The sequence below is a fragment of the Kitasatospora sp. NPDC002543 genome, assembly GCF_053594915.1.
Genome location: NZ_JBSFWR010000026.1, coordinates 46,765 through 73,042, shown reverse-complemented (window position 1 = coordinate 73,042; position 26,278 = coordinate 46,765). Strand labels below are relative to the sequence as shown.

21 protein-coding genes are annotated in these 26,278 nt (G+C 74.9%); 9 read left to right on the top strand and 12 right to left on the bottom strand.

What is annotated here, in order from left to right:
• Nucleotides 1-3: 3 nt before the first annotated feature.
• From ACWD4P_RS14330 to ACWD4P_RS14300, 7 genes are all read right to left on the bottom strand, one after another.
• Nucleotides 4-2,310, bottom strand: coding sequence for an SAM-dependent methyltransferase (locus ACWD4P_RS14330; protein WP_449779797.1), 2,307 nt, complete (start codon nt 2,308-2,310; stop codon nt 4-6).
• A gap of 26 nt (nt 2,311-2,336) precedes the next feature.
• Entirely contained in the window at nt 2,337-2,621 is a 285-nt protein-coding gene (locus ACWD4P_RS14325; protein WP_449779796.1) for a hypothetical protein, read from the bottom strand.
• 167 nt (nt 2,622-2,788) lie between these two features.
• Nucleotides 2,789-2,989: a hypothetical protein gene (locus ACWD4P_RS14320; protein WP_449779795.1), complete on the bottom strand. Its 201-nt coding sequence runs from the start codon at nt 2,987-2,989 to the stop codon at nt 2,789-2,791.
• Nucleotides 2,990-3,091: 102 nt separating this feature from the next.
• Nucleotides 3,092-3,457 carry a hypothetical protein gene (locus ACWD4P_RS14315; RefSeq protein ID WP_449779794.1) on the bottom strand — a complete coding sequence of 122 codons (366 nt, stop codon included), beginning with the start codon at nt 3,455-3,457 and terminating at the stop codon, nt 3,092-3,094.
• Between the two features lie 113 nt (nt 3,458-3,570).
• Nucleotides 3,571-3,762, bottom strand: coding sequence for a hypothetical protein (locus ACWD4P_RS14310; RefSeq protein ID WP_449779793.1), 192 nt, complete (start codon nt 3,760-3,762; stop codon nt 3,571-3,573).
• 68 nt (nt 3,763-3,830) lie between these two features.
• Nucleotides 3,831-4,013 (bottom strand): hypothetical protein, encoded by a 183-nt coding sequence (locus ACWD4P_RS14305; RefSeq protein WP_359828913.1) that lies wholly within the window; start codon nt 4,011-4,013, stop codon nt 3,831-3,833.
• Between the two features lie 69 nt (nt 4,014-4,082).
• A complete protein-coding gene (locus ACWD4P_RS14300; RefSeq protein ID WP_449779792.1) occupies nt 4,083-6,521 on the bottom strand; it encodes a cyanobactin maturation protease PatG family protein in 2,439 nt (812 codons plus the stop codon).
• A gap of 505 nt (nt 6,522-7,026) precedes the next feature.
• Between ACWD4P_RS14300 and ACWD4P_RS14295 the strand changes: the two genes are divergently transcribed.
• The gene (locus ACWD4P_RS14295; protein ID WP_359825402.1) at nt 7,027-7,740 is read left to right on the top strand and encodes an AfsR/SARP family transcriptional regulator; all 714 of its coding nucleotides are present in this window, start codon (nt 7,027-7,029) and stop codon (nt 7,738-7,740) included.
• 64 nt (nt 7,741-7,804) lie between these two features.
• Here ACWD4P_RS14295 and ACWD4P_RS14290 read toward each other — a convergent pair whose 3' ends face one another.
• From ACWD4P_RS14290 to ACWD4P_RS14275, 4 genes are all read right to left on the bottom strand, one after another.
• Nucleotides 7,805-8,992, bottom strand: a complete 1,188-nt coding sequence (locus tag ACWD4P_RS14290) for an aminotransferase class V-fold PLP-dependent enzyme (protein WP_449779791.1) — start codon at nt 8,990-8,992, stop codon at nt 7,805-7,807.
• Between the two features lie 13 nt (nt 8,993-9,005).
• Nucleotides 9,006-10,340: a pyridoxal-phosphate dependent enzyme gene (locus tag ACWD4P_RS14285; RefSeq protein ID WP_449779790.1), complete on the bottom strand. Its 1,335-nt coding sequence runs from the start codon at nt 10,338-10,340 to the stop codon at nt 9,006-9,008.
• The gene (locus tag ACWD4P_RS14280) at nt 10,337-11,800 is read right to left on the bottom strand and encodes a Y4yA family PLP-dependent enzyme (RefSeq protein ID WP_449779789.1); all 1,464 of its coding nucleotides are present in this window, start codon (nt 11,798-11,800) and stop codon (nt 10,337-10,339) included. Before ACWD4P_RS14280 ends, ACWD4P_RS14285 begins: the two co-directional genes overlap by 4 nt.
• Before the next feature lie 207 nt (nt 11,801-12,007).
• On the bottom strand, nt 12,008-12,766 hold the full coding sequence (locus tag ACWD4P_RS14275; protein WP_449779788.1) for a class I SAM-dependent methyltransferase: 759 nt from the start codon (nt 12,764-12,766) through the stop codon (nt 12,008-12,010).
• Between the two features lie 286 nt (nt 12,767-13,052).
• Here ACWD4P_RS14275 and ACWD4P_RS14270 point away from each other — a divergent pair, with 286 nt between their 5' ends.
• The 4 genes from ACWD4P_RS14270 (at nt 13,053) to ACWD4P_RS14255 (ending at nt 18,814) form a co-directional block, all read left to right on the top strand.
• Nucleotides 13,053-13,988, top strand: coding sequence for an ABC transporter ATP-binding protein (locus tag ACWD4P_RS14270; RefSeq protein WP_449779787.1), 936 nt, complete (start codon nt 13,053-13,055; stop codon nt 13,986-13,988).
• Complete coding sequence (locus ACWD4P_RS14265) at nt 13,985-15,379, top strand: ABC transporter permease (RefSeq protein ID WP_449779786.1); 1,395 nt, start codon at nt 13,985-13,987, stop codon at nt 15,377-15,379. Before ACWD4P_RS14270 ends, ACWD4P_RS14265 begins: the two co-directional genes overlap by 4 nt.
• A 4-nt stretch (nt 15,380-15,383) precedes the next feature.
• Nucleotides 15,384-18,134, top strand: a complete 2,751-nt coding sequence (locus ACWD4P_RS14260) for an alkaline phosphatase family protein (protein WP_449779785.1) — start codon at nt 15,384-15,386, stop codon at nt 18,132-18,134.
• 221 nt (nt 18,135-18,355) lie between these two features.
• Nucleotides 18,356-18,814: a universal stress protein gene (locus ACWD4P_RS14255; RefSeq protein ID WP_359825422.1), complete on the top strand. Its 459-nt coding sequence runs from the start codon at nt 18,356-18,358 to the stop codon at nt 18,812-18,814.
• Between the two features lie 47 nt (nt 18,815-18,861).
• Here the strand turns inward: ACWD4P_RS14255 and ACWD4P_RS14250 are convergent, their stop codons facing one another.
• Nucleotides 18,862-19,908, bottom strand: coding sequence for a lactonase family protein (locus ACWD4P_RS14250; protein ID WP_449779784.1), 1,047 nt, complete (start codon nt 19,906-19,908; stop codon nt 18,862-18,864).
• A gap of 270 nt (nt 19,909-20,178) precedes the next feature.
• Here ACWD4P_RS14250 and ACWD4P_RS14245 point away from each other — a divergent pair, with 270 nt between their 5' ends.
• From ACWD4P_RS14245 to ACWD4P_RS14230, 4 genes are all read left to right on the top strand, one after another.
• Complete coding sequence (locus ACWD4P_RS14245) at nt 20,179-22,056, top strand: glycoside hydrolase family 15 protein (RefSeq protein ID WP_449779783.1); 1,878 nt, start codon at nt 20,179-20,181, stop codon at nt 22,054-22,056.
• A complete protein-coding gene (locus ACWD4P_RS14240) occupies nt 22,053-23,420 on the top strand; it encodes a glucose-6-phosphate dehydrogenase (protein ID WP_449779782.1) in 1,368 nt (455 codons plus the stop codon). The genes ACWD4P_RS14245 and ACWD4P_RS14240 overlap by 4 nt, the downstream gene beginning before the upstream one ends.
• Nucleotides 23,421-23,428: 8 nt before the next feature.
• A complete protein-coding gene (locus ACWD4P_RS14235; RefSeq protein WP_359825433.1) occupies nt 23,429-23,992 on the top strand; it encodes a gluconokinase in 564 nt (187 codons plus the stop codon).
• A gap of 814 nt (nt 23,993-24,806) precedes the next feature.
• A complete protein-coding gene (locus ACWD4P_RS14230; RefSeq protein ID WP_449779781.1) occupies nt 24,807-26,174 on the top strand; it encodes a serine hydrolase domain-containing protein in 1,368 nt (455 codons plus the stop codon).
• Nucleotides 26,175-26,278 lie beyond the last annotated feature (104 nt).

Here is a 26,278-nt window from a genome sequence, read left to right as displayed (position 1 = left end):
CGACTACCGGCGGCCGTCCCGCAGGGCGCGCTCCACGGTCCGCAGGGCGGTGGCCGACTGCTCCCAGCCGTGCCACCAGAACAGCCCGCCCTCCCGGCTCGCCCCGGCGGCGAGCGCCACCAGGTGGGCCCACGGCCCGGCCGGGATGCCGAACCGCGGCCGGGCGGCGAGCTCCCGGGCCGCGTCGACGCCGACCGGGACCATGCCGAGCAGCGGGAACGGTTCGCCGTCCGCCCTCCGACCGGTGCCGTGGAGCATCGGGTGCAGGGTGACCGGGTCGAGCAGCAGGGTGAGTTCGGCGGACGGCAGCGGCTCCGGTCCGTCCCGCCAGCCGAGCCGCCGGCCGTCCGCCTCGGCCTTGGTGACGGGCCGGCCGTCGAGCACGACGCCGTCCGCCGTCACGCGCAGTTCGGCGCCGCCGGGCCGGCCGGGCAGCCGTAGCCGGTAGTCCCCGTGGAGGCACGGGGGCGCCTCGGCCACCGCCGCGGTGAAGGGGACGGTGAGGTCGTCCACCTCGAAGCCCGCCGGTCCGATCACCACCGCGGCGGTGACGGGCTCGCCGTCGACGGTGACGCGCAGCCGCGGGGCCGAGCCCGGGGCGCCGGGCGAGACGTCCACCCGCACGCCCCCGACCCGGTACCCGCCGACCAGGTCGGCGAGCGGCGGCAGTTCCGGCAGCGGGTACTCGGTCAGGCACACCGCGGCGCCGTCGACGGTGCCGGTCAGCCGGCGCAGTCCGTCGCGGCCGGACTCCGGCCGCAGCTCGCCGCCGGGCCGGCTGTCCGCGCCGGGCCAGCGCAGCACGCCGCGGGAGTAGACCGGGTCGGGGACGCGCCGGCCGTCGACGTGGACCCGGTGCCGGGGCGGGTCGGTGGCGCGGCCCAGGACGTAGACCGAGAGGCCGCCGTCCGCGGTGCCGTACAGGCCCGTCCACGGGTACAGGGCCCCGGCGAGAACGGCGTCCAGGTCGCGCCGGATCGACGGCCAGCCCGCCGAGCCGTCCCGCGCCAGCCGGCGGGCCTCCGACTTGCGGGTGAGCAGGGTGCGCAGCCGGCGGGCCTCCTCCGGCCCGGGCGGCCGGTGGACGCCCCGGGCGGCGGCCTGCAGGGCCAGGTCCTCGCGCCGGGCCAGCAGGGCGCGCTCGGCCGGTCCGAGGTCCGGCGGGGCCCAGTCGGCCACGGCGGCCGCGGGCTCGCGGACGTAGTGCTCGCGCAGGGCGCTGTCCTCGCCGAGGGCCAGGGCGAAGCGGGCGCCGGGGGTGTCCTCCTGCCAGTGGAAACCGGCCGGGACACGGAAGTCGGCGAAGCCGCGCAGGGCGGCGAGTTCGCGCGGTCCGTACGCGTCGACGACCCGCAGCGGGCCGTCCGGTGGGCGGACCCGCCGGCCGGGGCCGAGCAGTCCGAGGCGTTCGAGCATGTCCGGGTCGGCCGGGGCGGCGACGGCGGGCGGCAGGTACCAGGTGGAGGCGCTGGTGACGGTGCGCCGCACGGCGGGGTCGCGCAGGGCGGCGACGGTGTGCCGGGCGGTGACGGGGTCCAGGCCCCGGTAGCGGGCGCCGGTGTAGTTGACCACGGTGTGGTCCGGCCCGTAGGCCTCCTCCAGCCGGTCCAGCAGCACCGGCAGGTGGCGGTTGGTGAACCCGGCGCGCCGGTAGTCGAGTTCGCCGACGATGCCGACCTGCCAGAGCACCAGGTGCAGGCCGGGGTCGATGCGCCGGCCGCGGATCAGCAGGTCGGTGGCCTCGAAGGTCTGCATGCCGGGGGTGCTCGGGTCCACGCCGAGGTCGGCGCAGAGCACGTCCAGGGCGCTGATGCCCGGCCGCATCACGGCGGTGTGGCCCTCGCGGCGGGCGATCCGCACGGCCCGGTGGCTGGACAGCACGAAGATGCCGGGGTGGCCGTAGAAGACGGCCGCCACGCGCCGACCGGCGCGGACGAAGTGCAGCACCGCCTCGGACATCTGGACGTACGTCAGGTAGCGGTCCTTGGCGTCGTCGTACAGGACGCCGAGGTCGTAGGCGTCCGGGCGCCAGGCGTTGATCCGCACGACCGTGGCGGGGTCGGCCACGCAGTGCAGGACCACGTCGGCCTCGCGGAGCAGGCGCTCGTCGGCCCGGGTGAAGCCGGCGGCCTCGATGCCGGAGCCGAGGACGGTCAACTCGCCCTTGCGGCCGGCCGGTTCACCGTTCGGTGGGCCTGCCTCGGCGATCGCGCGGGCGAGGTCGGCCCACCGTTCCTGGTGCTCACGGCGGGAGGGGAAGCGGTCGAAGGGGCGCGTGTAGCGGTGCGCGGCGGGGCGGTCGGCGTCCATGCGGCGGGTGTGGGCCTCGGCGGGCCTCAGCGGGCGTCGAGGCCGGGCAGGTCGACGACGATCGCCTGGGTCACCTGCGGGGGCAGCGGGTCCACCAGGAACTCCGGGTCGAGCTGGACCGGCGGGTCGAACTCGAAGACGGCCTGGGTGCTCTGCGGCGGGGTCATCAGGATCGGCGCGGCGGCGCCGAGCGCGTCCGGAGCCGGGGCGTCCGCGGCGGCGTCGCCGTCCAGGAGCAGGTCGATGTCCACGTCGACGTCCACGACGTCCATGACGTCGACGGGCGGGGTGCTGGCGGTCAGGGTGGTCACGGCGGTCACTCGTCCCCTCGGAGCCACGGGCGGAAGCGGGTTCATGCTACTGAACGGGAGTTCGGCCGGACAGGGGTCCGGCGGACGGGGACAGCGGTGTGCCGGCCGGGCGGCGAGGGGCCGCACGGCCGGCACTGGGGGGCACCGTCGTCCGGGGGCGGACGACGTCAGAGCGCTGCCAGGGCGATCGGGGCGGCCACCTGGGCGACGCTGGCGAGGTCGTCCCAGAAGCTGTCGGCCTCGACGCCGGGAGCCTGTCCCAGGGCGCCGCCGGTGTGACCGGTGCGGTCGACCGGCGGGGCGAGCCTCGGGAGCTGCGGGGTGGGGGTCCACGCCCGGCGTTCGTCGTGGAGCTCTTCCGTGGTCATGGTCGTGCTTCCCTTCTCGTGTGCTGGTTCCGTGGGGCGGACGGCGCGGGGCGGACCTGCTCGGAGGTCCGGGCCGGGGCCGTCCGGTGTGACTGGTGGGGATCAGCGGCGGCCTCCGATGGCGGGGGGTGGCGGCAGGCAGCCGGGGGTGGGGGCACCGCCGCAGGCCCAGGGGGCCGGGTCCGCGAAACTCGGGCCGTAGAGACCCCCGGGGCCGTCCATGATCAGTGTGGTCGGTAGAGCCGGCGGTGCCTGGGCGGCCGAGTCCTCGGAGTCCGCGGGGACGGTGTCGACCGAGGCGCGGGTCCGCGGCGGCCGGCCGGTGAATCCCATGATCACATTGCTGGGCGGCATGGCCGCGTTCTGAACGCCGTCCACGCTGACGGCTTCCTTGACCACCTTCAGACAGGCCTCGTAGCCGACCGTTCGGTCGATCGGCGGCACCTGGGGCGGCGGCTGCTCGAGCATGGTTCTGCCTCTCCTGTTCGGAGCTCCGGTGGCCGGTTCCGCGCGGTGGCGTCACCGGGCGGCGGGGCCGGCGACGGACCGCTCGAGAACCGTCGCCGGCGCGTGGTGCCGTGTCAGAAGAGCTTCGGGATCACCTGCAGGGCGGTGTTGGCGAGCTGGTCCCAGAAGGCGTCGGCCTCGACGCCCGGGGCCTGCCCCAGGGCACCGCCGGTGTGACCGGTACGGTCGACCGGCGGGGCCAGCTTCGGGAGTTGCGGGGTGGGGGACCACATCCGGTGGTCCTCACGGAATTCTTCGTGGATCATTTCTGCTCATCCCTTCTCGTGTGAGGGCGGTGCGCCCGTCGTCCGTCGGGCCCGTGGGGGACGGGTCGTCAGAGGGCGGCGTAGCACATGCTCCGGGCCGGTCCGGAGAGACTGGAACAGGCCGACCTGGACGCCGCGACGCCGGGGCCGCCGGCCTGTCGGCCGGACTCCTCCGGGCCGTCCCGGTGGATCGGTGGAGCCAGGACCGGCAGGTTGGGCGTGGGCTTGGGGAGCCGTGCGGGGGATTTCATGGTCCGCCTCCTCCTGACGGGCGGCGTGGGGTCCTTCGGCGGGCGCGGGCACCGGCGGTGCCGTGGCGCTCAGGACTCCAGGAACTGGTGGGCCGGCGCCAGGGTGACGGGGAACTCGTCGCTGACGTCGATCGTGAACAGCATGTTGACCCGCGCGTGCCGGTCGTCCTCGGGGTCGAAGAAGCCCACCTTGACGTCCTGGCAGTCCGAGCCCATGCGGCAGTAGGGGCTCTTCGTGACGGAGATCGTGTCGATGCAGTACAGGGAGACCTGCTCGTCGGCCCTGGTCACGGTGCTGGGGATGCTCTGGCCCAGGAGCATGGCCTTGCTGATGGTCTCGGCGACCGAGAAGGCGTTGGTGCCCGCGGAGTTCAGCGCCCGGTCTGCGGAGGTCTGCCCGAGGTTGCGGAACTGGTAGTAGACCTTGTCCAGGAACGCGTCCATGGTCTTGCGGACATAGGCCTCGTCGACCGTCAGGGAGTCCCGTGCGGCGTTCTGCAGGACGGCCGTCACCACGGCGTCCACCAGCTGCTTCTGGTACCAGATGTAGATGCCGCGGCTCTTGACCTCGACGACGGGCACGACCTGCCCGGAGAACAGCCGGACGGTGCGGTCGGTCAGCCGGCCGGGGACCGAGATCCGGGAGATGTAGCCGTCCTCGTCCTGGGTGAACCTGTGGTGGCCGAGGTACGCGTCCCGGAACGACCGGTAGACCGTGGACACCGGCGGCGGCGGCGCGGCGAGTGCCAGCAGGAGGTCCGCGAGCCGGGCGCGGTCGTCGATGAGCGCCTCCACGTCCTGCTTGGTCGCCCCGACGTCCACGACGGGCACACTGCTCCAGTCCATGCCGGCCGCGGTCTCGGCCTCCAGCGCGTAGATCGGCGTGCTCTCCAGGTTCAGCGTCCAGGTGACCTTGTCGGAGGCCCACGGGTTGGCGGTCAGGTACCGGTGCAACTGCTCGGCGTCGTAGGGATTGGCGGGCAGCTCCTTCGTCTGTTCCGGATGGCCCTCGACGTCCCGTTCGACGGGCTCCATCAGCTGACGGAAGCTGTCCCGGCGGGCCTCGGTCTGGAAGTCCACGCCGACCTGGCCGATCGCGAAGACCAGCGGGCGGTTGTTGGTGGAGGCGCAGGAGGGCCGGACACCGCCGCCCGCCGGCCCGGCTGCCGAGGGCCCGCCGCCCTGGCACGCGCAGGGGGCCGCCGGGGCCTGGCCGAGCGCCGTCGCGCCGGTGGACGGTGCGGGTGCGGCCTGGGCGGGCGCGGCCGGTGGTACGGGCGGCGGGACGTGTCCGGGGACCGCGGGCTGCGCGCTCGCGGCGGTGACGCCCGTCACCCCGGCGGCGGCGCCGGCCTGGGGAACGGCGTCGTACGGCGCGCCCTGCGGGGCCGGCGCGGCCTGGGCGGCGGGGGCCGGTGGTGCGGTCGGGGCGGTGGGATCGGCCTCTGTGGTGGCGACGGGAACGCTCTGGGTGTCCATGGTGCTGGCTCCCTCGTGCGAGTCGTAAGGAGAGGTCCCGAGCAGTGCGGGAGCGCCGGCCGTGGCGACCCCGACCTCGGGGGAGAGGGTGGCGCGGCGGGCGGCGTCCGCCGTGGTCGCGGCGCCGGCCGGAGGCGCGGTCAGGTCTCGTCGGGTGATCAGCTCGTACGCGTGGGCCGCGTCCAGGTGACCGACCAGCCGGCGCCGGCACTCGGGCGCGTCGGCGGGGGCGCAGGGCACGGAGCGCGCGCCCCGCAGCAGGGCCCGGCCGGCCGCCCTCGGGTCGGGCGGGGCGCCCGCCCGTACCTGCGCGGCGACCAGCAGGGCGGCGACCCCGGACACCAGTGGTGTGGCGAAGCTGCTGCCGGTCAGGGTGGCGCCGCCCCCGCCCGGGGCGGCGCCCTCGACATCGAGCCCGGGGGCGAGCAGGCCGTGGTCGGCGTACGCGGAGCCCCAGTTGCTGAGGTCCAGCGGTTCGCCGTCGGGGCCGGCCGCGCCGACGGCGAGCACCGTCGGGACGGCGGCCGGCACCTGGGCGCAGTCGCAGCCGTCGTTGCCGACGGCCGCGACCACCAGGACCCCGCTCTCGTCGCACAGCCGCAGCGCGTGCTCCAGCACCGGGTCCGGCTGGACGTCCTGGCCGGCCTCGCCACCGCTGATGTTGATGACGTGGGCGCCCTCCTGCACGGCGCGTTCGACGGCCCGGGCCAGGTCGAGTTGGGGTACCCGTCCCTCGCCCGCGTCCGTGAAGACCGGCAGGACCAGGCCGCGGCACCGCGGCGCGAGCCCGGTCACCGGGCTGCCGGGTCGGCCGAAGAGCAGGCTCGCGACCAGGGTGCCGTGCAGCGACATCGGGCCGGGGCCGGCCGGTTCGGTGACGAGCGTGTCCAGCCGGGTGAGGTCGGCGCCGTCGAAGCAGGGGTGCGACAGGTCGACCGGACCGTCCAGGACGGCGATGCACACCTCCGGGTCGCCGAGGAGCTCGTCCTCGGGGGCACGGACGTCGCGCAGGACCGATCGGGCCTTCATGTGGCATCCCCCTTCCGGTGTCGGGCGGGGCGTCGGGTGCGCTCCACCGGGCGGCAGGTGGTGCCAGTCAACGGGCCGGCCGTCGCGCGCGTGTGCGGGGGAGCGTCACCGCCGGCGGGCGGGTGCCGTCGCGGGCGCGTCGCGCCCGCGTGGCGGAGCCGTCCCGGTCGGCGTCGGTGCCACGGGCCGGGTGGTGCACGCACGGTGACCGCCCGCCGGTCGGCCGATCGGCCCGGGTTCCCGCGGTGGATCGGCACCTCCGCCAACACCCGTTCGGCGGCGGCCCATTAGGGTGTCGGCGGCCGGCCGGGGGCCGTGGCCGTGACGGTCGGCGACGACGGCCGTGACGCCGCCGAGGCGTCACCGCGACGCCGCCGCAACGTCCGTACGACGTCCGGGTGACGGCGGTCCGGGGCCGGACGGACACGGCCGTGACGGGCCCCGGCCGCAACCGGTGCGCGCTCGAACGGGTGCGGGGGTCGGCGCGGCACGGCAGAGTGGGAGTGTGTCGTGGGACGGCCCGAGCATCGAACTGCTGCGGGGCTTCGAGGCCACCGACGCGGGACGCAGGGTCTCCCTCCCGGTGAGCGCGGAGCACCTGTTGGCCTTCCTCGCCCTGCACGACGACGGCGTCCAGCGCGGCACGGCCGCCGAACGGCTCTGGCCGGACTGCACCCAGCGCCGGGCGGCCGCGAACCTGCGCACCGCCCTCTACCACGCCAGGCGGCGCGGCCGGGCCATCCCGGTCGAGGCGTCGGGGCAGTGGCTGCGGCTCGCTCCGGCGGTCCGGGTGGACCTGCGTGCCGCGCGCTGCTCGGCGCAACGGGTCGTCGCCGGGCTCGACCGGCTGCCCGTCAGCTGCGACGACCTCGTGGACGAGCTGGCCGCCGAGCTGCTGCCGGGCTGGGAGGAGGAGTGGCTGACCCTGGAGCGCGAGCGGTGGGACCAGCTGCGGCTGTACGCCCTGGAGGGCCTGGCGCATCAACTGTGCGACGCCGAGCGCTACTTGTCGGCCCTGCAGACCGCGCTGGCGGCGATCGCCATCGACCCGGTCCGGGAGACGGCGCACCGGATCGTGGTCGAGGTGCACCTCGCCGAGGGGAACCTCGCCAGCGCGCTGCGCTCCTACCAGCACTACCGTTCGTTCCTGCAGCGGGAGCTCAACGTCGCCCCGTCGCCGAAGATGACCGGACTGGTGCGCAACCTCCAGCGGATGTGACGGCCCCTCGGCGACCGGCGGCGTTCGGGGACGCCCGGGCCGGACCCGGCCCCGGCTCCGGCCGCTACAGCGAACGCAGGACGGAGAGCAGCCTGTCGACCTCCTCCGGGCTGTTGTAGACGTGCAGGCTCACCCGTACCGAGCTCTCGCTCTCGCCGGCCCGCGCCTGGCAGTGGCCGTCGGAGCGCACCAGCAGGCCGTGGCTTGCGAGCACGAAGCCCAGGTCGTTGGAGCCGATCCCGCGGTGCCGGAAGGTGACGATGCCCTCGCGCTGCTGGACCTCGGAGTCGGCGGCCAGGCTCAGCCGGCAGCCGAGCACCTCGTACGCGTCCAGGGTCCGCAGTCCGTCGGTGAGCCGGGCGGCGAGGGCGGTGTTCCACCGCCGGATGCGGTCCGTCCCGGCGGCGTCGAGCCAGTCCAGGGCGGTCTCCAGGCCGGCGATGCCACAGGTGTTGGGGGTGCCGGCCCAGCCGCCGGGGGTGAAGGCCGGGCCCCGGGTGTTGCGGGCCCACACCGCGCCGGTGCCGGGCAGGCCCATCGCCTTGTGGCCGGAGAAGGCCACGAAGTCGACGTCCAGCGCGGTGACGTCCACCGGGAGGTGGCCGACGCTCTGGGCGGCGTCCAGGCAGATCGGCACCCCGGGGCCGACCGCGGCCCGGATGCGGTGGACGTTCATGTCGGCGCCGTACACGTGGTGGACGTGGGTGGCGGCGACGAACGCCGTGCGCTCGGTGACGAGTCCGGCGAGCGCGACGTGGTCGTAGTCCCGCGAGGCCGGGTCGTACGGCAGTTCGCGCACCGTCACGCGCACGCCCTGGCGGGCCAGCAGCTGCTGCGCCTCCAGCCAGGGCAGGGCGTTGGCCTGGTGGTCGGCGAACGGCACGATGATCTCGTCGCCGTCCCGCAGGTGGTGGGGGAGCCAGTCCCGGGCCACCGCGCGCAGTCCCTCGGTGGCGCCGCTGGTGAAGTGGACGCCGGAGCGCCGCAGCGGTTCCGGGTCGCCGAGGAAGCGGGCGACCCGGGCGCGGGTGCGTTCGACCAGGGCGGTGGTGGCGTTGGCCCAGGTGTAGGTGCCGCGGCCGGCGTTGGCGTTGGCGGTGGTCAGGTAGCGCTGGACGGTGTCGAGCACGGCCCGGGGCTTCTGCGAGGTGGCCGCGCTGTCCAGGTAGGCCTGGTCCGGGTGGCCGGTGATGAGGGGGAACTGGGCGCGCAGCCCGCGGTGCCAGTCCCGGAGCGCGTCGAGGGTGGTCACGGCCGGCCCCCGCTCAGTCCCGGACCAGCGGGGCGCCCGCGTCGCGCCAGGCGATGATGCCGCCGGCCAGGCTGCGCGCGTCCCGGTGTCCCATCCGGGTGAGCAGTGCCGCGTACCGGGCGGACTTCTCGCCGACCGGGCAGGCCAGCAGCACCGGCTGGTGGGTGCCGAACGGCAGGCCGCCGTGCAGGAGTTCGTCGAAGAGTTCGTCGACGATGTTGATCGAGCCCTCGATGTGCAGCGCGGCGTAGGCGAACCCGCCGCGCAGGTCGACGACCAGCGGCCGCTCCTCGGCGATCCACTTGCGTGCGGCGTCGACCTCGACGACCCGGGCGGCGGACAGCTCGGCCGGCGTGACCGTGCCCACCGAGTTCGGCCGGGCGGGCTGGTTGAACAGTTCGGGCCGCCGCCGGCGGACGTAGCTCAGGTAGCTCTCGATCCGGTCGCAGACGATGAACACGGCGGTGTGCCGCTCGCCGGCGCCCCGCCGCGCCAACTCCTCGTCGACGGGGCGCAGGTGGCGCAGCGCGCCGAAGAAGGCGCCGCCTCCGGTGGGGCCGGCGGGCAGGGCGCAGCGGCGGGCCAGGGTGAGCATGCCGTCGATGGCCTGGTCGGCGGTGACGGACGCGATGCCGTCGTAGGTGTCGGGGTCGAACAGCCCGACCTCGTGCACCTCGTCGATGGTGCGGATGCCGGGGATGAAGTCGGACTTGTGGGCGACCAGTCCGAGCACCTCGACGGCCGGGTCGTGGGCGCGCAGCGCGGCCGCCACACCGGTGGAGGATCCGGCGGTGCCGATGCAGGCGATGAAGTGGTCCGGGGCGCGGCCGTCGAGGTCCCGGAGGATCTCCGGCCCGGTGCCGGTGAGGTGGGCGTCCAGGTTGAGGCGGCTGTAGTACTGGTCGGTGTGCAGGTAGCCGGAGTCGGCCTCGGAGAGCATCCGGTGGATCCGGGTGAGCGGGTCGTCGGTGTCGGTCGGGTCGAGGCACTCGGTGCGGCCGGGCAGTTCCTCGATCTCGGCGCCCAGGAGCAGCAGCAGGTCCTTGATCTCGGGGACCTTCATCCGGTTGGTGACGCTCTTGAACGGCAGTCCGTGCAGGCCGGCGATCAGGGCGAGCGCCTTGGCGGTGTTGCCGCTGGAGAGTTCCACGAGGGTGTCGCCGCGTTCGACGGCGGCGGGCAGTGCCTCGCGGGTCATGTTCCAGGCGGCGCGGTCCTTGACCGAGCCGAACGGGTTGAGCATCTCCAGCTTGGCGTACAGGTCGATGTGCCGCAGGCCGGTGACCGCCGGGTCGATCCGGACCAGCGGGGTGTTGCCGATCGCGTCGGTGATGCTGTCGTACCTCATGCGTGTCCGTCCCCCCGGTGTGCCGCGGCCGCCGTCACGTCGACGGGCCAGTACTGCTCGTCCAGGCGCCACCGCCAGGTGCCGTCCTGCCGGTAGGCGGCGACCTTGCGCGCGACGGGCTGGCGCAGTGCCCCGCCGGCGCTGAAGTCCATCAGGTAGCCCGCGGTGTTGGCGAAGGCGAGCAGGTCGCCGGGGGCGGGCAGGCGGGGCAGGAAGACCGTCCGGCGGGTGATCAGGTCGGTCTCCAGGCAGAGGTTGCCGATGAGGTAGACCCCGACGGGTTCGTCCGGAGCTGCGTCTCCGGCGCCGGGCGCGCCGGGCCGGGGGACGAGGACCGGGTCCATCAGGACGCCGTGCTCCTCCAGGCCCACGTCGCGGGCGTTCATCTCCAGCCGGACGAGGCGTTCGCCGGCCGGGGTGTGCCGGACCTCCAGGACGCGGGCGAGGGTGGCCCCGCACTGGTCGGCCAGGGCCCGGCCGGGCTCCACCGCCAGCTCGTAGAGGTTCTCCAGCAGCAGGGTGCCGAGCGGCCGTCCGAGGGTGGGAGCGGGGTGGGAGAGCAGCTCGTCCAGGTAGGCTTCGGCGGCCACCGGGCGGTGCGCCGGGTAGAGGCCGAGGGCGCCGCGCAGCCGGCCGGACTCGGCGCGCAGCCCGTAGCCGTGGCCCTGCCAGGTGAGGGCGGGCCGGCGGCCCAGGACGGCGTCGGCCAGTTCGGTGGTGTACCGCTCCCACTGGGCGGCGTCGGCCAGGTAGCTGACCCCGAAGCCGCCGCCGATGTCGATGGTGCGCGGTTGCAGTCCCCGGCGGCGGCACTCGTTCATCACCGCGATGCAGGTCTCCAGGGCGACGGCCTTCTCCGCGATGCCGGTGGTGTCCAGGTGGTAGGCCACGCCGGTGGTCTCCACGGCGTCCCGGTGGCGCTCCAACGCGTCGAGCAGCCCGGTGAGTTCGCCGAGGTCGGTGCCGAAGCGGCTGGGCCGGGAGAGCAGGGTGACCCCGGGGGCCTTGAAGCCGGACAGCCGGGGCAGGACCCGCACCCGGGGCAGGGCGTGCTCGCGCACCAGGTCGGCCAGCTCGTCGAGTTCGGCGGGGGAGTCCAGGTGGACGGCGGCGCCGGTGCGGGCCGCCAGCCAGAGGTACTCGCGGGTCTTCGGGCCGGTGGCCATGATCCGCTCGGGCGGGCAGCCGGCCCCGAGCACGTGCTGGAGTTCGGCGAGCGAGGCGACGTCCAGTCCGGCGTCGGTGGCGGCGAGCCGGCGCACGAGGGCGCTGGAGCGGTTCGCCTTGTGGGCGAAGTGGATCCGGCCGGCGAGGTGGTGCTTGCGGTAGACGGCCTGGAAGCGGGCCAGGTTGTCGGCGATCTGCTCGGGCAGGAGCAGGTTGAGCGGGGACCCGAGGGCGTCGGACAGGGTGTGCAGGAGGTCGTGTTCCTCCAGGAGGGATCGGAGGGGGGTCTCCATTCGCGGTTCGAGATACAGCGGTAAGGGCCGCATGCGAAACCAGCTCTCGGTGGGGTGTCGGCGTGAGGGTGGGGGCGGCAGGGGCGTCGGCGACCGAGGGAAACCGTAACCGTTTCCCTGTGCGATCGACAGGGCGCTTTCTGTCACGCCATAGCAAAGACTGGGCCCGTGCGGACGCGGCCGTTCCGGATGGGCTTCCGGGCGAGGTCAGCGCAGGGCGACCAGGACGGAGCTGGTGCCGTACTGCCACACCGGTCCGGCCTGGCGGAAGCCGGCCTTCCGCAGCAGTTCGCAGTGCCGGGCCGCGGACAGGCTGTTGCCGGCGCCGTCGGTGGGGGGCAGTTGGCGTTCGCGGGCCGTCAGGAGGTCGGCGAACTCGGGGACGCGTCCGGCCGCGGCCCACCACTGGGACCAGTCCTCGGCGTCGTCGGTGCCGCTGCGCCGGGCGCGGCACCGGCCGATGGCGAGGGCGAGTTCGGCGAGCGGGCGGTCCTCGGGGATCAGGTGGTCGCCGTTGACCAGGACGCCGCCGGGCCGCAGTGCGGCGGCGAGGTCGCGGTAGATCCCGAGCAGGGCGTCCGGCGGCGGGTAGTGCAGCGCGGTGGTGGAGACCACGGCGTCCAGCGGGCGGTCGAGGCCTAGCTCCCCGATCCAGCCCGGCCGGCCGATCAGGGTCTCGACCCAGCGGGCGATCTCGGGGTGCCGGGCGCGGCCGAGGGCGAGCAGCAGCGGGTCGATGTCGACGGCGAGGATCTCGGCGTGCGGCAGGCGGGCGGCGACCCGGGCCGACAGTGAGCCGGGGCCGCTGCCGAGGTCGGCGACGAGCGGGCGCCCGCGGTGGCCGACGGTCTGTTCCAGCACGTCGGCGATGACGGTGAACCGCTCCTCGCGTTCCACCGCGTACCGCTCCTGCTGGCGTTCCCAGCGGTCCACCCAGGTTCCGGCCAGGGCGGCGTCCACTCGCATCCCGACTCCCACCGTGTCCGTGCGCATTCGAGGCTTCGCCTTCTGCCAATGTTTGTCATGTTCATCAAGCTCCGCAACCGCTTCGGCGCGGACCCCGGCGGATCGGGCCGCCTCCACCTGGCGAAACGATATCCGTTTTCATGTTGACCTTTCCACTCGATGCGCCCGAAGCGATCGCAGGACCGTCACAGGGTGGGCCGCCGCTGTTCCGACGGAGTTCAACCGGGCGCTCCTGACGGCGACCGGTCAACCCCCTAGGTTCCCTGGGGAACCGCGAGAAGGAGCCATGAAGGAAACTCAACCCGCCGTACGCGCACGGGCAGTGACGAAGTGTTTCGGGGACGTCGTCGCACTCGACGACATCGCCCTGGAGCTGGCGCCCGGGCGGATCCACGGACTGGCCGGGCCCAACGGCGCCGGGAAGACCACGCTGCTCGGCCTGCTGCTCGGACTGGCCGTCGCCGACGACGGCGAACTGGAGGTCCTGGGCCGACCGGTCGGCCGGGCCCGGCCCGCGCCGCACGGCGTGGCCGGCTTCGTCGACGGGCCCGGGCTCTACCCGTCGCTGACCGCCCGGAAGAACCTGGCCGCCCTCGCCGCGCTGCGCGGGCAGGACGGCCCGGCCGGCCGGATCGACGAGGTGCTGGCCGAGGTCGGGCTCCGCGAGGTCGCCGACGACCGGGTGCGGGGCTTCTCGCTCGGCATGCGCCAACGGCTCGGACTGGCCGCCGCGCTGCTCACCGAACCCCGGCTGCTGGTGCTCGACGAGCCCTCCAACGGCCTGGACCCGGCCGGCAAGCAGCACGTGCACGCGGCGCTGCGCCGGCTCGCCGCCGACGGCGTGACGGTGGTGCTGTCCAGTCACCGGATGGACGACCTGGAGGCGCTCTGCGACGAGGTCACCATCCTGGCCACCGGACGGGTCCGCTTCTCCGGCCCGCTCGACGAACTGGCCGCGCCCGGCCGCGAGCTCGACCACCGGCTGCTCACCTCCGACCCGGTGGCCGCCCGGCGGGTGGCCGAAGGGGTCGCCGGGGTGCGCGTCCCGGCCGGGCCGGGACGCACGGCCGGGGCGCTGGTGGTGCGCGCCTGCGGCCCGGCCGTCGAGGACCTGGTGGCGGCCCTGGTGCGCGCGGACGTCCGGGTGCGCGAGGTCGCCCCGGTGGTCCCGCCCCTGGAAGCGGCGTTCCTGGCCCTGACCGAGCAGGAGGAGGAGCGATGACCACGATCACGGCCGGACGGGCCGCGGCCGCCACCGCCCCCGGATCCGGGACGCGCCCCGTGCCGGTCGGCCGGGTGTACCGCTTCGAGCTGGTGAAACTGCTCGCACAGTGGCGGACCAGAGGGCTGCTGCTGGCCTGCTGGATCGCGCCGGGGCTGTTCACGGCCGCCGTCGCCCAGCAGGGCACGCTGCCCTCCGACACCCTGTTCGGCCGCTGGATGCACGCCACCGGCTGGGCCGGCCCGCTGGTGGTGCTGGGCTTCGCCGGCTCCTGGGCGCTGCCCCTGCTGACCTCGGTGGTCGCGGGCGACGTGTTCGCCGCCGAGGACCGGCTCGGGACCTGGCGCCACCTGCTGGTGACGGTCCGCTCGCCGCGGCGGATCTTCGCGGCGAAGGCCCTGGCCGCCGTCACCGTGATCGGGCTGCTGGTGGCCGGGCTGGCGGTGTCCGGCACGGTCGGCGGGCTGGCGGCGGTCGGCGACCGACCGCTGGTCGGTGTGGACGGGCACCTGCTGTCGGCCTCGGACGCGGCCGGGAGCGTCCTGCTCGCCTGGGTCTGCGCGCTGGCGCCGACCCTGGCGCTGGCGGCGCTCGGCCTGCTCGGCTCCGTCCTGCTGGGCCGCTCGCCGATGGGGCTGCTGGTCCCCGCGCTGGCGGCGGTCGCGATGCAGCTCGCCCAGGTGCTGCCGCTGCCGGTGGCGCTGCGCCTCGCGCTGCCCGGCTACGCCTTCGTCTCCTGGAACGGGCTGTTCGCCGCCCCGGCGCGGACCGGCGAACTGCTGGTCGCCGTCGCGGTCGGCCTGCTCTGGGCGGCGGCCGCCACCGCGGCCGCGTACCGGCTCTTCGTCCGGCGGGACTTCACCACCGGCAGCGAGGACGGGGTGGGGCGCCGCACGCTCTCCCACGGCGTGCTGCCGCTGGCCGCACTGCTCGCGCTGACCACCGGCGCCATCGCGGCGGCCACCCCCTCGACCGGCTCCGGGATCACCCAGGACAAGGTGCAGCGGGAGGTCGCCACCGTGTTCGCGCACCTCTACCGGCTGCAGACCGAGCAGCTGCACCGCCCCGCCGTGACGGAGGCCGACCTGCGGGCCACCGCGGACTGCCGGCGCGGCGACGGCCAGGTCGACCCGGAGGGGCCCGGCAACGACTGGCGCTGCGTGGTCACCTGGCACCTGCCCGGCACGGACGCCCCCGGTACGGCGGTCTACCAGCTCGACGTGGCCTCCGACGGACGGCTGATGGCCGACGGCGACGGCCCGAAGGAAGTGAACGGCTACTTCCTGGTGCACACCCCGACCGGGGACGCGCCGAACCCGCTGTGGCAGTTCGACGGTCAGGTCGGGCTGCTCGCTTCCCCCACCGGTACGACGGATTCAACGAAGGGCTGACGCCATGCAGGTAACGCGTCGTCGACGCAGCCGGAACGATCACGTGGTCCTCCTGGGCCGCCGGGTGGGCCGCCGGGCCGCACTCGCCACCGCCTGCGTCACGGCGGTGGCCGTGGCCACCGGCACGGCTTTCGCGAGCACCCAGCAGTTCGGCACCGAGCGGGTCGGCGAGACCACCGCCGACGGCCTGGTGATCTCCAGCGACCAGTACCTCGCCCCGTACGGCGACCGGCAGGTCATCGACAACGGCAAGATCATGGGCTCCGCCGTCAGCCCCGACGGCACCCACCTGGCCGCCGCCGTCACCGACGGCGACTCGGCGCTGGTCGTGGTGGACCTGAAGACCGGCAAGGTGCGGCAGCGCGTCGGCACCAACAAGGCGGACGAGCTGCGCATCCCCAACGGCTCGGTCGGCCAGGAGTCCCCGGTCTACTCCCCGGACGGCAAGCAGCTGTGGCTGGGCCAGCTCGACGGCTACACCCGGTTCACCGTGCAGCCCGACGGCACGCTGGCCAAGCCGGTGGCGGTGCCGATCCCCGCCGACGGGGACAAGCACGCGCTGGCCTCCGGCGCGGTGTTCTCCGCCGACGGCTCCACGGTGTACGCGGCCGTCAACGGGCAGAACCGGGTGGTCGCGATCGACGCGGCGACCGGCGCGGTCCGGCAGAGCTGGACGGTCGGCAACGCCCCGCGCGGCGTCGTCCGGGTCGGCGGGAAGCTGTACGTCTCCAACGAGGGCGGACGGGCGGCCACCGCCGGCGACACCACGATCAACTCCTACGGCACCCAGGTGCCGGCCGACCCGGTGACCGCCGCCACCACCACCGGCACCGTCAGCGTGATCGACCTCGCGGACCCGTCCGCCGCCGTCGGCACCGTCGCCGTCGGCCTGCACCCGACGGCGCTGTACGCCAAGGACGGGGTGGTGTTCGTCGCGGACACCGCCGGTGACGAGGTGTCGGTGATCGACACCGCGCACGACAAGGTCGTCCAGACCGTCTCCACCAAGCCGTGGCCGGAGGCCTCCGTCGGCTACGAGCCCACCGCGATCACGCTCACCGAGGACGGCCGGCTGCTCGTCACCCTCGGCCGGGCCAACGCGGTGGCGGTCTACCGCTTCTCCGGCGCGCAGCAGCCGGTGAGCTACGTCGGCCTGCTGCCCACGGACTACTTCCCGGCCGAGGTCGCCACCGTCGGCTCCAAGGTGATCGTCTCCAACACCCGTGGCATCGACGCCCGTCGGCCGAACAGCACCGGCGCCCACAAGACCCACGACACCACCTCCAGCCTCACCTCCTTCACGCTCCCGAGCGACAAGGAGATCCGCTCCCGGACGGCCGGGGTGTTCCGGCAGAACGGCTGGACGAACAACGCGGTCAAGCTCGCCAACGGCCACAAGGCGAAGGCCGAGCCGGTGCCCAAGCGGATCGGCGACCCGTCGCCGATCAAGCACGTCTTCCTGATCGTCAAGGAGAACCGGACCTACGACCAGCTCTTCGGGGACCTGCCCCAGGGCAACGGCGACCCGAAGCTCGCCCAGTTCGGCGCCGACGTGACGCCCAACCAGCACGCGCTGGCCGAGCAGTTCGGGCTCTACGACAACACCTACGACATCGGCACCAACTCCGCCGAGGGCCACAACTGGCTGATGCAGGCCGACAACCCGGAGTACACCGAGTCCTCGGCCGGCGAGTACGAGCGCAGCTACGACACCGAGGACGACGGCCTGGGCCACCAGCGCTCCGGCTTCCTGTGGACGGGCGCGCAGGCGGCGGGCCGGTCCGTACGCGACTTCGGCGAGTTCCACCAGTTCCTGGACAAGCCCGCCGACGCCACCTGGCAGAACCTGTACTGCGACGCCAAGGCCATGGACGAGACCGGTCAGGGCAGCGCCTACGCGCTCAAGTCCTCCTCGCCGATCCCCTCGCTCAACAGCGTCTCGGTGCCCGGCTTCCCGAAGTTCGACACCGACGTGCCCGACCTGTACCGGTACCAGATCTGGAAGCAGGACTTCGAGCGCAACGGCCCGGCCGACCTCAACATGCTGTGGCTGTCCAGCGACCACACCGGAGGCGCGGCGGGCCCGGCCGCCCAGGTCGCCGACAACGACCTCGCCACCGGGCGGATCGTCGACGAGATCACCCACAGCGAGTACTGGAAGGACTCGGCGATCTTCGTCGTCGAGGACGACTCCCAGGCGGGCCTCGACCACGTGGACGGCCACCGCGCCCCGATCCAGATCATCAGCCCCTGGGCGCAGCACGGCGCCGTGGACAGCCGCTACTACTCGCAGATCACCATGATCCGCACCATCGAGCAGATCCTCGGCATCCACCCGATGAACCAGAAGGACAGCGCGGCCAGCCCGATGACCGGGGCCTTCACCGACCGCCCGGACTACACCCCGTACGACGCGGTGCCCAACCGGACCCCGCTGACCGACGGCCTCAAGACGCCGCCCTCCTGCGGCCTCGACGTGCCCGGGCAGCAGGACCTGCGGGCGGCGGCGGCACCGGCCACCACCGCGCCGCCGGCGGAGCGGCAGGCCGTCGCGGCCCAGTGGGACACCTGGAAGTCGCGGCAGCGGCTGACCGGCCCGAACGCTGTCCCGGACCACGCCAACCCGGCGCAGATGGAACACCTGGTCTGGTACCAGACGCACGGCTGGACCACGCCGTACCCGGGCGAGAACACCATCCTCGCGCCCGACGACGTGCCCGGCGCCTACCTGCCGTCGCCGGAGAACGACGGCTGATCCCCCCTTCCGGACCCCGGAGGGCCCCGAGCCGCGCCGCCGGCCCGGGGCCCGCGTGCCGGTCGACCCGGCCGGCGGCGCCACGGCCCGCGGCGGGCGCACCCGCCCGGACCAGCCGGACTGCGCACCCGGCGGGGTCGGTACCAGGCTGGACACCGAGCCGGTGACGGCGGACCACCGACCGGTGCGATCCTCCGCCGCCGTCGAGTCGAGGAGGAGACATGGCCGACCGGTCTGAGGGCAAGGGCCGCATCGTGGTCGGGGTGGACGGCTCGGAGCCGTCCGAGCGGGCGCTGCGCTGGGCGGTGCGCCAGGCGGAGCTCACCGGCGGCGCCGTGCTGGCGGTGATCGCCTGGGAGTACCCGACCTACCACGGCGCGCGCGGCTGGTTCCCCCCGGCGGCCACCGACGAGGCGGCACTGGAGGGCCGGGCGCGCCAGGAGGCCGAGCGGGCCGTCCGGGAGGCCGTGGGGGACGACCCGCCGGTCGAGGTGCGCACCGAGGCGCGCTACGGCTCCCCGGCCGGGTCGCTGGTCGAGGCCTCCCGGGGGGCGGACCTGCTGGTGGTCGGCAGCCGGGGCCTCGGGGGCTTCGCGGGGATGCTGCTGGGCTCGGTGGCCCAGCACTGCACCCGGCACGCCACCGTGCCGGTCGTGGTGGTCCGCGACCCGCAGGAGTGAGCGGCCCGGGCCCGCCGCCGTCGCACGGGCCGCACGATCCGGACGGGTCAGCCGAAGACGACGGTGGACGCCGCCGGGACGGCCAGTGAGCCCGCCCGGCGAGGGGTGCCCGTCGCGGCGTCCACGTCGAACCAGGTGACGTCGCCCGAACGCTTGTTGGCCACGTACAGCCGGGTGCCCGTGGGGCCCAGCACCAGGTCGCGGGGCCCGTGGCCCCCGCAGGGCACCGAGGCGACCGCGCTCGCCCGGTCGCCCGAAGGGTCGAGGGCGAGCACCACGATGGAGTCGGTGCCGCGCACCGCCACCCACAGGAACCGGCCGTCGGGGGAGACCACGGGAGCCGACGGCGAGGCCGGCTCCTCGACGCCGTCGGGGAACAGCGGAGCCTCCGCGACCGCTTCGAGCGTCCCGGTCTCGGCGTCCCAGCGGCAGACCGTCACGACCGGGCGCAGTTCGCCGAGCACGTAGACGTGGCGGCCGGAGGGGTGGAAGGCGAGGTGCCGGGGCCCGGTGCCGGGCGGCAGCGTGGTCTCCGCGTGGACGGTCAGTTCGCCCGTCGCCGGGTCCAGGGCGCAGATCCGCACCGAGTCGGTGCCGAGGTCGACGCCGAGCACCCAGCGCCCCGACGGGTCGGGGAGCACCTGGTGGGCGTGCGGGCCGCGCTGGCGGTCCCGGTCCGGCCCGCTGCCCCGGTGGCGCAGCACGCCGCTCGGGGCCTGCGGGGCGCCGTCGGCGGCGAGCGGCAGCACGCTGACGCTGCCGGAGCCGTAGTTGGCCGTCAGCAGGTGGCCCCGGGTGAGGCTCAGGTGGGTGGGGTCGTCCCCGTCCACCGGCACGGGGGCGCCGAGCGGGCGGGGCACCGTCCCGGCGACGTCGTAGGCGGTGACGGCGCCCGGCGCGGTCTCGGAGACCGCGTAGAGCACCGGGCCGCCCGGGGCCTGCCCGAGCGCGAGGTAGGACGGGTCGACGGCGTCGACCGCACCGGTGGCGGTCAGCGCCCCGGTGCCCGGATCCAGCGAGGCCAGGACGATTCCGCGCCCGCCCGCCGAGGTGAACGACCCGATGAAGGCCCGCTCCGTGTCCTTGCCAACCATGGGAACCTCCACCGTCGCTCGTACGCGCTCGTAGCGCTCGGACCCTAGCAGCCCCGCCCGCGGCGCCCCGGGGCAGGGCGCGCGCGTTTTTCACCGGAATGCACCGCTGCCGGGAGCGGCCGGATCGCGCGGCGGCCCGATCCCCGGGAACGTGGGAGCCGTCGGGCGCGCGGCCGGTCGCCGGTCGCCGGCCGCCCGGAGGGGCGGGATCCGCACCGGTCCGTACCCCGTGGCCGTGCGGGGACAGGAAGGCTGCGGAAGCGAGGCGGCATGTACGACCCCGATCCACCGTTCCGGCCGGTCCGCCGGCGACAGGGCTACCCGCCGCTGGAGGACCTCGGCCTGATCGGGAACGGCGCGACCGCCGCCCTGGTCGGCCCGGACGGCGCCCTCCCGTGGATGTGCCTGCCCCGGTTCGACTCCGAACCGCTGTTCTGCGGCCTGCTGGACCACGCCAGGGGCGGGCACTTCACCCTCGCGCCGGAGGACCTGCGGGAGGCCCGGCAGCGCTACGAGCCGGACACCGGTGTCCTGACCACCGAACTGCGCGGCCCCACCGGCCTGGTGCGCGTCACCGACGCGCTGACCCTGCGCTCCGGCGCCGACCTCACCGACGACGCCCCGGCCGACCGCGGCGAACTGGTGCGCTCGGCCGTGGTGCTGGACGGCACCGTCCGGCTGCGGGCGGAGCTGGAGCCGCGCGGCGGCGCGCAGACCAGGGCCCTGTTCAGCGGGCTGGAGGTGCGGCCGAACCGGCGCCCGGACCTGCGCCTGCACCTGCGCTCCAACCGCCCGCTGACCGGCCTGCACGGCACCCACGAGCTGCGCCAGGGCGAACGCCTGGACCTCGTGCTGTCCTGGGGCCGCTTCCACCGGCACCACCGCTTCGACGCCGACGCGACCCTGAGGGGCACCGCCGAGGCCTGGCGCCGCTGGATGGGGCACTTCTCGTACGACGGCCCCGGGGAGCCGCTGGTGCGGCGGGCCGCGATCACCCTGAAGCTCTGCGACGACTGGGCCAACGGCTCGCTGGTCGCGGCCCCCACCTCCTCGCTGCCCGCGCCGATCGGCGGGATCCGCAACTGGGACTACCGCTACAGCTGGATCCGCGACGCGGCCTTCGCCGTGTTCGCGCTGCGCCGGATCGGTTTCCGCGGCGAGGCCGACGCCTTCCTCGGCTGGGTCCTGGACGCCTTCGAGGCCAGCCGGGGACCGCGGATCATGTACGACCTGCGGGGCGGCCCGGTGCCGGAGGAGGTCGAGGACGGCGAACTGGAGGGCTACCGGGGCTCCGCCCCGGTGCGCTGGGGCAACGGCGCGGCCGACCAGCGCCAGCACGACGTCTACGGCGAGATCCTGGACTGCGCCGACCAGTGGCTGCTGGCCGGCGGCGAGATCCAGCCCGCGCTCTGGGCCGGCCTGGCCAGGCTGGCCGACACCGCCGGACAGGCCTGGCGGCAGCCGGACCAGGGCATCTGGGAGGTGCGCAGCGAGGGCCGGGTGTTCACCTACTCGGCGGGCCTGTGCCAGGTGGCGCTGGACCGGGCCGCGCGGATCGCCGAGCGGCTCGGCCGGCCCGCCGGGACGGAGCGCTGGCGCGCGTCCGCCGAGGAGCTGCGCCGGCTGATCCTGGAGCAGTCCTGGGACGAGGACGCCAAGACCCTCAGCGTCCATCTGGACGGCGGCGGCGCGCTGGACGCGAGCCTGCTCGCGCTCCCGCTGCGCCGGGTGGTGCCGTTCGACCACCCGCGGATGGTGGCGACCGCCGCGGCCGTGGCCGAGCGGCTGTCGGCCGGCGGCGGACTGCTCTACCGCTACCTGCACGAGGAGTCCCCGGACGGCCTGCCGGGCGACGAGGGCGCCTTCGTCCTGTGCAGCTTCTGGCTGGTCGAGAACCTGGTCGGCCAGGGCCGGCTCGACGAGGCCGAGGAGCTGTACGCCTCGCTGTGCTCCCGGGCGAGCCCGCTGGGGCTGATGTCGGAGCAGATCGACCCGTCCACCGGAGAGTTCATGGGCAACTTCCCCCAGGCCTTCAGCCACATCGGGATCATCGCCGGCGGCGTCAGCCTGGGCCGGGCGAGGGCGGCGGGTGCGGGGTCGGCGCGGGTGGGGTCGGCGGCGGGCCCCGGGTCGGGTGGCCGGCGATGATCGACCGGCTCGCGATCCTCGGCGCGACCGGGGACCTCAGCGCCCGCTTCCTGCTGCCGGCGCTGGCCGCGCTGCGGGCGGCCGGGCAGGTCGGCGACTCGCTGCGGGTGACCGGGGCGAGCCGGGAGGACCGGGACACCGGGCAGTACCGGACGTGGGCCGCGACCCGGCTCGACCGGCACGGCGGCGAGCTCCCGGCCGCGGCCCGGGAGGCGGTGGTGGCCGCGCTGGACTACCGGCGGGCCGACGTCACCGAACCGGCCGACGTCGCCGCGGTCGTCGCCGGGGAGGGGCCGGTGGCCGTCTACCTCGCGCTCCCGCCGGCGCTGTTCCCACGGGTGATCACCGCCCTGCACGCGGCGGGCCTGCCGGCCGGCAGCCGGATCGTCCTGGAGAAGCCGTTCGGCGAGGACCTGGCCGGGGCGCGGGAGCTGAACCGGCTGCTCGCCGACCTGGTGCCGGAGCGGGCGGTGTTCCGGGTGGACCACTTCCTGGCCATGACGACCGTCCAGAACGTGCTCGGCAGCCGGCTGGCCAACCGGGTGCTGGAGCCGATCTGGAACAGCACCCACATCGACCGGGTGGACATCGTCTGGGACGAGACGCTGGCCCTGGAGGGGCGGGCCGGGTACTACGACCACGTCGGGGCGCTCAAGGACATGGTCCAGAACCACCTGCTGCAACTGCTCTGCCTGGTGGCCATGGAGCCGCCGGTCACCCTCGGCGAGCGGGACCTGAGGGACCGGAAGGTCGACGTGCTGCGCTCGGTGCGGCCGCTGACCGGGCGGGACGTGGTGCGGCGCACCCGGCGGGCCCGCTACCTGCCCGGCCGGATCGGGGACCGCGAGGTGCCCGCCTACGCCGAGGAGGAGGGGGTCGACCCGGAGCGCCGGACGGAGACCTTCGCCGAGGTGGAGCTGGAGCTGGACAGCCGGCGGTGGGCCGGGACGAGGTTCCGGCTGCGCAGCGGCAAGGCCCTGGGCGAGGACCGCAAGGAGGTCGCGGTGCGCTTCCGCCCGGTGCCCGTCCTGCCGTTCGGCCACAGCGGGGAGGCCCGGCCCAACGTGCTGAGGTTCGAGCTGGAGCCGGAGGGGCTGGCGCTGGACCTGACCGGCATCGGCGCCCACGCCCACGAGCTCGCCCCGCTCTCGCTGACCGCGCGGATGGAGCCGCAGGACCTGCCCGCGTACGGCCGGCTGCTGCTGGACGTGCTGAACGGGGATCCGGCGCTGTCCAGCCGCGGCGACGAGGCCGAGGAGGCCTGGCGGGTGCTCGAACCCGTGCTGACCGGCTGGGAGCGGGGCGACGTCCCGCTGGAGGAGTACCCGGCGGGCTCGCGCGGGCCGGCGCCGCGCGAGCGGTAGGCGCGCCGATGGACCCCGGCGGTGGGCGCGGCGGTGGGCGCGGCCTCCCGTACGTCGTGGTCATGGGGGTGGCCGGTACGGGCAAGTCCACGGTGGCCCGGCTGCTCGCGGAGCGGCTCGGGGTGCCGTTCGCGGACGGGGACGACTTCCACCGGCCGGACTCCATCGCCCGGATGGCGGCCGGCGTCCCGCTGGACGACGAGCGGCGGCAGCCCTGGCTGCGGGCCATCGGGGAGTGGCTGGGCGAACGGGAGGCGGCGGGCAGCGGCGGGGTGGTCACCTGCTCCGCGCTGAAGCGGAGCTACCGGGACACCCTGCGGGAGGGCGGCCGGGACCCTTTCTTCCTGCACCTGACGGGCGGTCGCGCCCTGCTGGCGGAGCGGATCGGCGGGCGCCGGGGCCACTTCATGCCGGAGTCGCTGCTGGACTCGCAGCTCGCCGTGCTCGAACCGCTGGGGGCGGACGAGCGGGGTGCCGCGCTGGACGTCGCTCCGGCTCCCGGCCGGCTCGTGGACGCGGCCCTGGGGCTGCTGGGTGGCCCGGGCGGTGTCACTCCTGACCCACCCGATTGATTCCGTCGCATTCCGGCACATCCGTCACAGCGGTCCGGGAATTCACTCGCCTATTGCTGCGAATGATTGTTCGAGTGACTGGTGAGATCTGAACCTGATATTTTCAGCCAAAGAATTCGCGCCCGTGATCGGCTCCTTCGGGTGCGGGCAAGAGTCGCACCTGGGATTTTGGGGTTCCGATTACCGACGGGGTCGCTTTCCGTTCAATCGGAAGGGGTTGCGAGCGGCTGACCCGCCGTGAAGACTGATGTGCGTTCGTCGTCCGGGCGTTCGGGGCGGCATGGATTGTGCGGCTCCTCGGCCGCGTCGGCGCGTTCCGCGCGAGGGGCACGGGGACGGATCGCCAATAAGGGGGATGGACATGCCGGGGACGGCCATTGCGCAGGTGGCGACCGGGAGAGCGGCCGGCCGGCGGGGTACGGTTTTCTGTTCGAACGTTCCGGCCGGCTAGGGTATTCGGCCGTTCGCGGTTCACCGCGCGCCGGTCCGCCGTTCATCGTTCGGCAGGTTTTCCGGTCGCATTCGTACCGTCCGGTCGGGACACGTCGGTGCGGCCGCGGAACGGCTCCGGGAGAGCCGGTGCGGCGCTCCGCGACGGGCACTCGGGGATTCCGCTTCCCGGGTGCGGCGCGGCGCCGCCGGTCCGCCCTGCGCGGATTCCGGGCGTTCCCGCGCGTCCTGAAGCAGGCGCCGCCGGCCGGAGCGCACGGCACCGTGGACCGGGAATTCCCGCTGTGCCGCACCCCAATCCGCAATTCCACCGCGGGCGCCCGGCGCGCCCGCACCCGAGAACCAGTCAACGGGAGCTTCCGTCATGCCGTACGCCAGCCCGGCGCCCACTCGCGAGCGGGCGCCGCTCCTCCTGCGCGGTGAACTGCAGCACCGGCTCGACACCCTCGCACGCGTCCACCGGGTGCCCGGTGCCCAACTGGTGCTGGACACCGGCGCGGAGACCCTCGCCCTGCACACCGGCGTGGCCGACACCGGTACCGGGGCACCCTTCACCGAGGACACCGCCGTCCCGGTGGGATCGCTCACCAAGCCCTACACGGCGGCCCTGGTGATGCTGCTCGCCGACGACGGCGACCTCGACCTGGACGAACCGGCCGCCGAGCACCTACCGGAGCTGAGACAGCTGCCCGAAGTAACGATTCGTCACCTGCTGAGCCACACCGGCGGACTGCCCACCGGACCGGACTCCGACGCCGCCGCCCGCACCACCGCGACGCGCTACCTGACCGCCGTCTGCACCGCCGCGGACGCGCTCTTCCCGCCCGGCACCGACTTCTCCTACTCCAACGCCGGCTACGTCGCCGCCGGCCGCCTGGTCGAGACGGTGACCGGCATGGACTGGCACGAGGCGGTGAGCACCCTGCTGCTCGAACCCCTCGGCACCGGAGCGGTCTTCGTCGACACGACCGCCCCCGGACGGCCGGTCGCCGCCGGACACGCGCTCAACGCCGCGACCGGCCGGGCCCGCGCCGTACGGCAGAACCTGGCCCCACTCGAAGCCCCGGCCGGCGCGCTGCTGGCCAGCGCCGCCGACCTCGCCGCACTCGGCGCCGCCCTGGCCGGCCGGGCCAAGGTGCTGCCCCCGGAGGTCGCCGAGCTGATGCGCCGCCCGGAGCCCGCGGCCCGGCCCGGGGCACTCGCGGACGGCTGGGGCGCCGGAACGGCGCTCTACCGCCAGGATGGCCGGCACTGGTACGGCCACGACGGCAACGCCATGGGCACCTCCTGCCACCTGCGGGCCGACCCGGAGACCGGCGCCGTGGTCGCCTTCACCGGCAACGCCGGCGCCGCCACCGCGCTCTGGCGCGAACTCGCGGCCGAACTGGAGGAGTTCGCCGGGCTGCGGGTGCCCGCCGCGATCGAACCGGTGGGCGCGGGGGCACCCGTGCCGCTCGCCGGACCGGCCACCGTCGCCCGGTGCGCGGGCGAGTACCGCAACGGCACGATCCGCTACCGGGTCGAACCGGCCGGCGACGCACCCGCCACCCTCTCCGTGGACGGCGACCTGCCGATCCCGCTGCGCTGCCACGCCGACCTCTCCTTCGACCTGATCGCCCCCGACACCGGCCACCCCGAGCCCGGCGGGCGCTTCCACCGGGACCCGGCCACCGGCCGGATCGACCGGGTGCAGGTCTCCGGACGCACCGCCCGCCGGGCCACCTCCGACTGAACCGGCCGGCCCCGCCGTACACCCCGCACCACCCCAGCACCGTTCCCCGGGCCCGAGGGGCGGCTACCGCCTGCCCCGGTGCCCTCGTCGTCGCCCCCATCGGA

What these genes read in the sequence shown, in the direction of transcription:
- ACWD4P_RS14330 (WP_449779797.1), bottom strand. Translation starts at nt 2,310, where the DNA reads ATGGACGCCGACCGCCCCGCCGCGCACCGCTACACGCGCCCCTTCGAC.
- ACWD4P_RS14320 (WP_449779795.1), bottom strand. Translation starts at nt 2,989, where the DNA reads ATGACCACGGAAGAGCTCCACGACGAACGCCGGGCGTGGACCCCCACC.
- ACWD4P_RS14315 (WP_449779794.1), bottom strand. Translation starts at nt 3,457, where the DNA reads ATGCTCGAGCAGCCGCCGCCCCAGGTGCCGCCGATCGACCGAACGGTC.
- ACWD4P_RS14310 (WP_449779793.1), bottom strand. Translation starts at nt 3,762, where the DNA reads ATGATCCACGAAGAATTCCGTGAGGACCACCGGATGTGGTCCCCCACC.
- ACWD4P_RS14305 (WP_359828913.1), bottom strand. Translation starts at nt 4,013, where the DNA reads ATGAAATCCCCCGCACGGCTCCCCAAGCCCACGCCCAACCTGCCGGTC.
- ACWD4P_RS14300 (WP_449779792.1), bottom strand. Translation starts at nt 6,521, where the DNA reads ATGAAGGCCCGATCGGTCCTGCGCGACGTCCGTGCCCCCGAGGACGAG.
- ACWD4P_RS14285 (WP_449779790.1), bottom strand. Translation starts at nt 10,340, where the DNA reads ATGAGGTACGACAGCATCACCGACGCGATCGGCAACACCCCGCTGGTC.
- ACWD4P_RS14280 (WP_449779789.1), bottom strand. Translation starts at nt 11,800, where the DNA reads ATGGAGACCCCCCTCCGATCCCTCCTGGAGGAACACGACCTCCTGCAC.
- ACWD4P_RS14275 (WP_449779788.1), bottom strand. Translation starts at nt 12,766, where the DNA reads ATGCGAGTGGACGCCGCCCTGGCCGGAACCTGGGTGGACCGCTGGGAA.
- ACWD4P_RS14270 (WP_449779787.1), top strand. Translation starts at nt 13,053, where the DNA reads ATGAAGGAAACTCAACCCGCCGTACGCGCACGGGCAGTGACGAAGTGT.
- ACWD4P_RS14265 (WP_449779786.1), top strand. Translation starts at nt 13,985, where the DNA reads ATGACCACGATCACGGCCGGACGGGCCGCGGCCGCCACCGCCCCCGGA.
- ACWD4P_RS14260 (WP_449779785.1), top strand. Translation starts at nt 15,384, where the DNA reads ATGCAGGTAACGCGTCGTCGACGCAGCCGGAACGATCACGTGGTCCTC.
- ACWD4P_RS14255 (WP_359825422.1), top strand. Translation starts at nt 18,356, where the DNA reads ATGGCCGACCGGTCTGAGGGCAAGGGCCGCATCGTGGTCGGGGTGGAC.
- ACWD4P_RS14250 (WP_449779784.1), bottom strand. Translation starts at nt 19,908, where the DNA reads ATGGTTGGCAAGGACACGGAGCGGGCCTTCATCGGGTCGTTCACCTCG.
- ACWD4P_RS14245 (WP_449779783.1), top strand. Translation starts at nt 20,179, where the DNA reads ATGTACGACCCCGATCCACCGTTCCGGCCGGTCCGCCGGCGACAGGGC.
- ACWD4P_RS14240 (WP_449779782.1), top strand. Translation starts at nt 22,053, where the DNA reads ATGATCGACCGGCTCGCGATCCTCGGCGCGACCGGGGACCTCAGCGCC.
- ACWD4P_RS14235 (WP_359825433.1), top strand. Translation starts at nt 23,429, where the DNA reads ATGGACCCCGGCGGTGGGCGCGGCGGTGGGCGCGGCCTCCCGTACGTC.
- ACWD4P_RS14230 (WP_449779781.1), top strand. Translation starts at nt 24,807, where the DNA reads ATGCCGTACGCCAGCCCGGCGCCCACTCGCGAGCGGGCGCCGCTCCTC.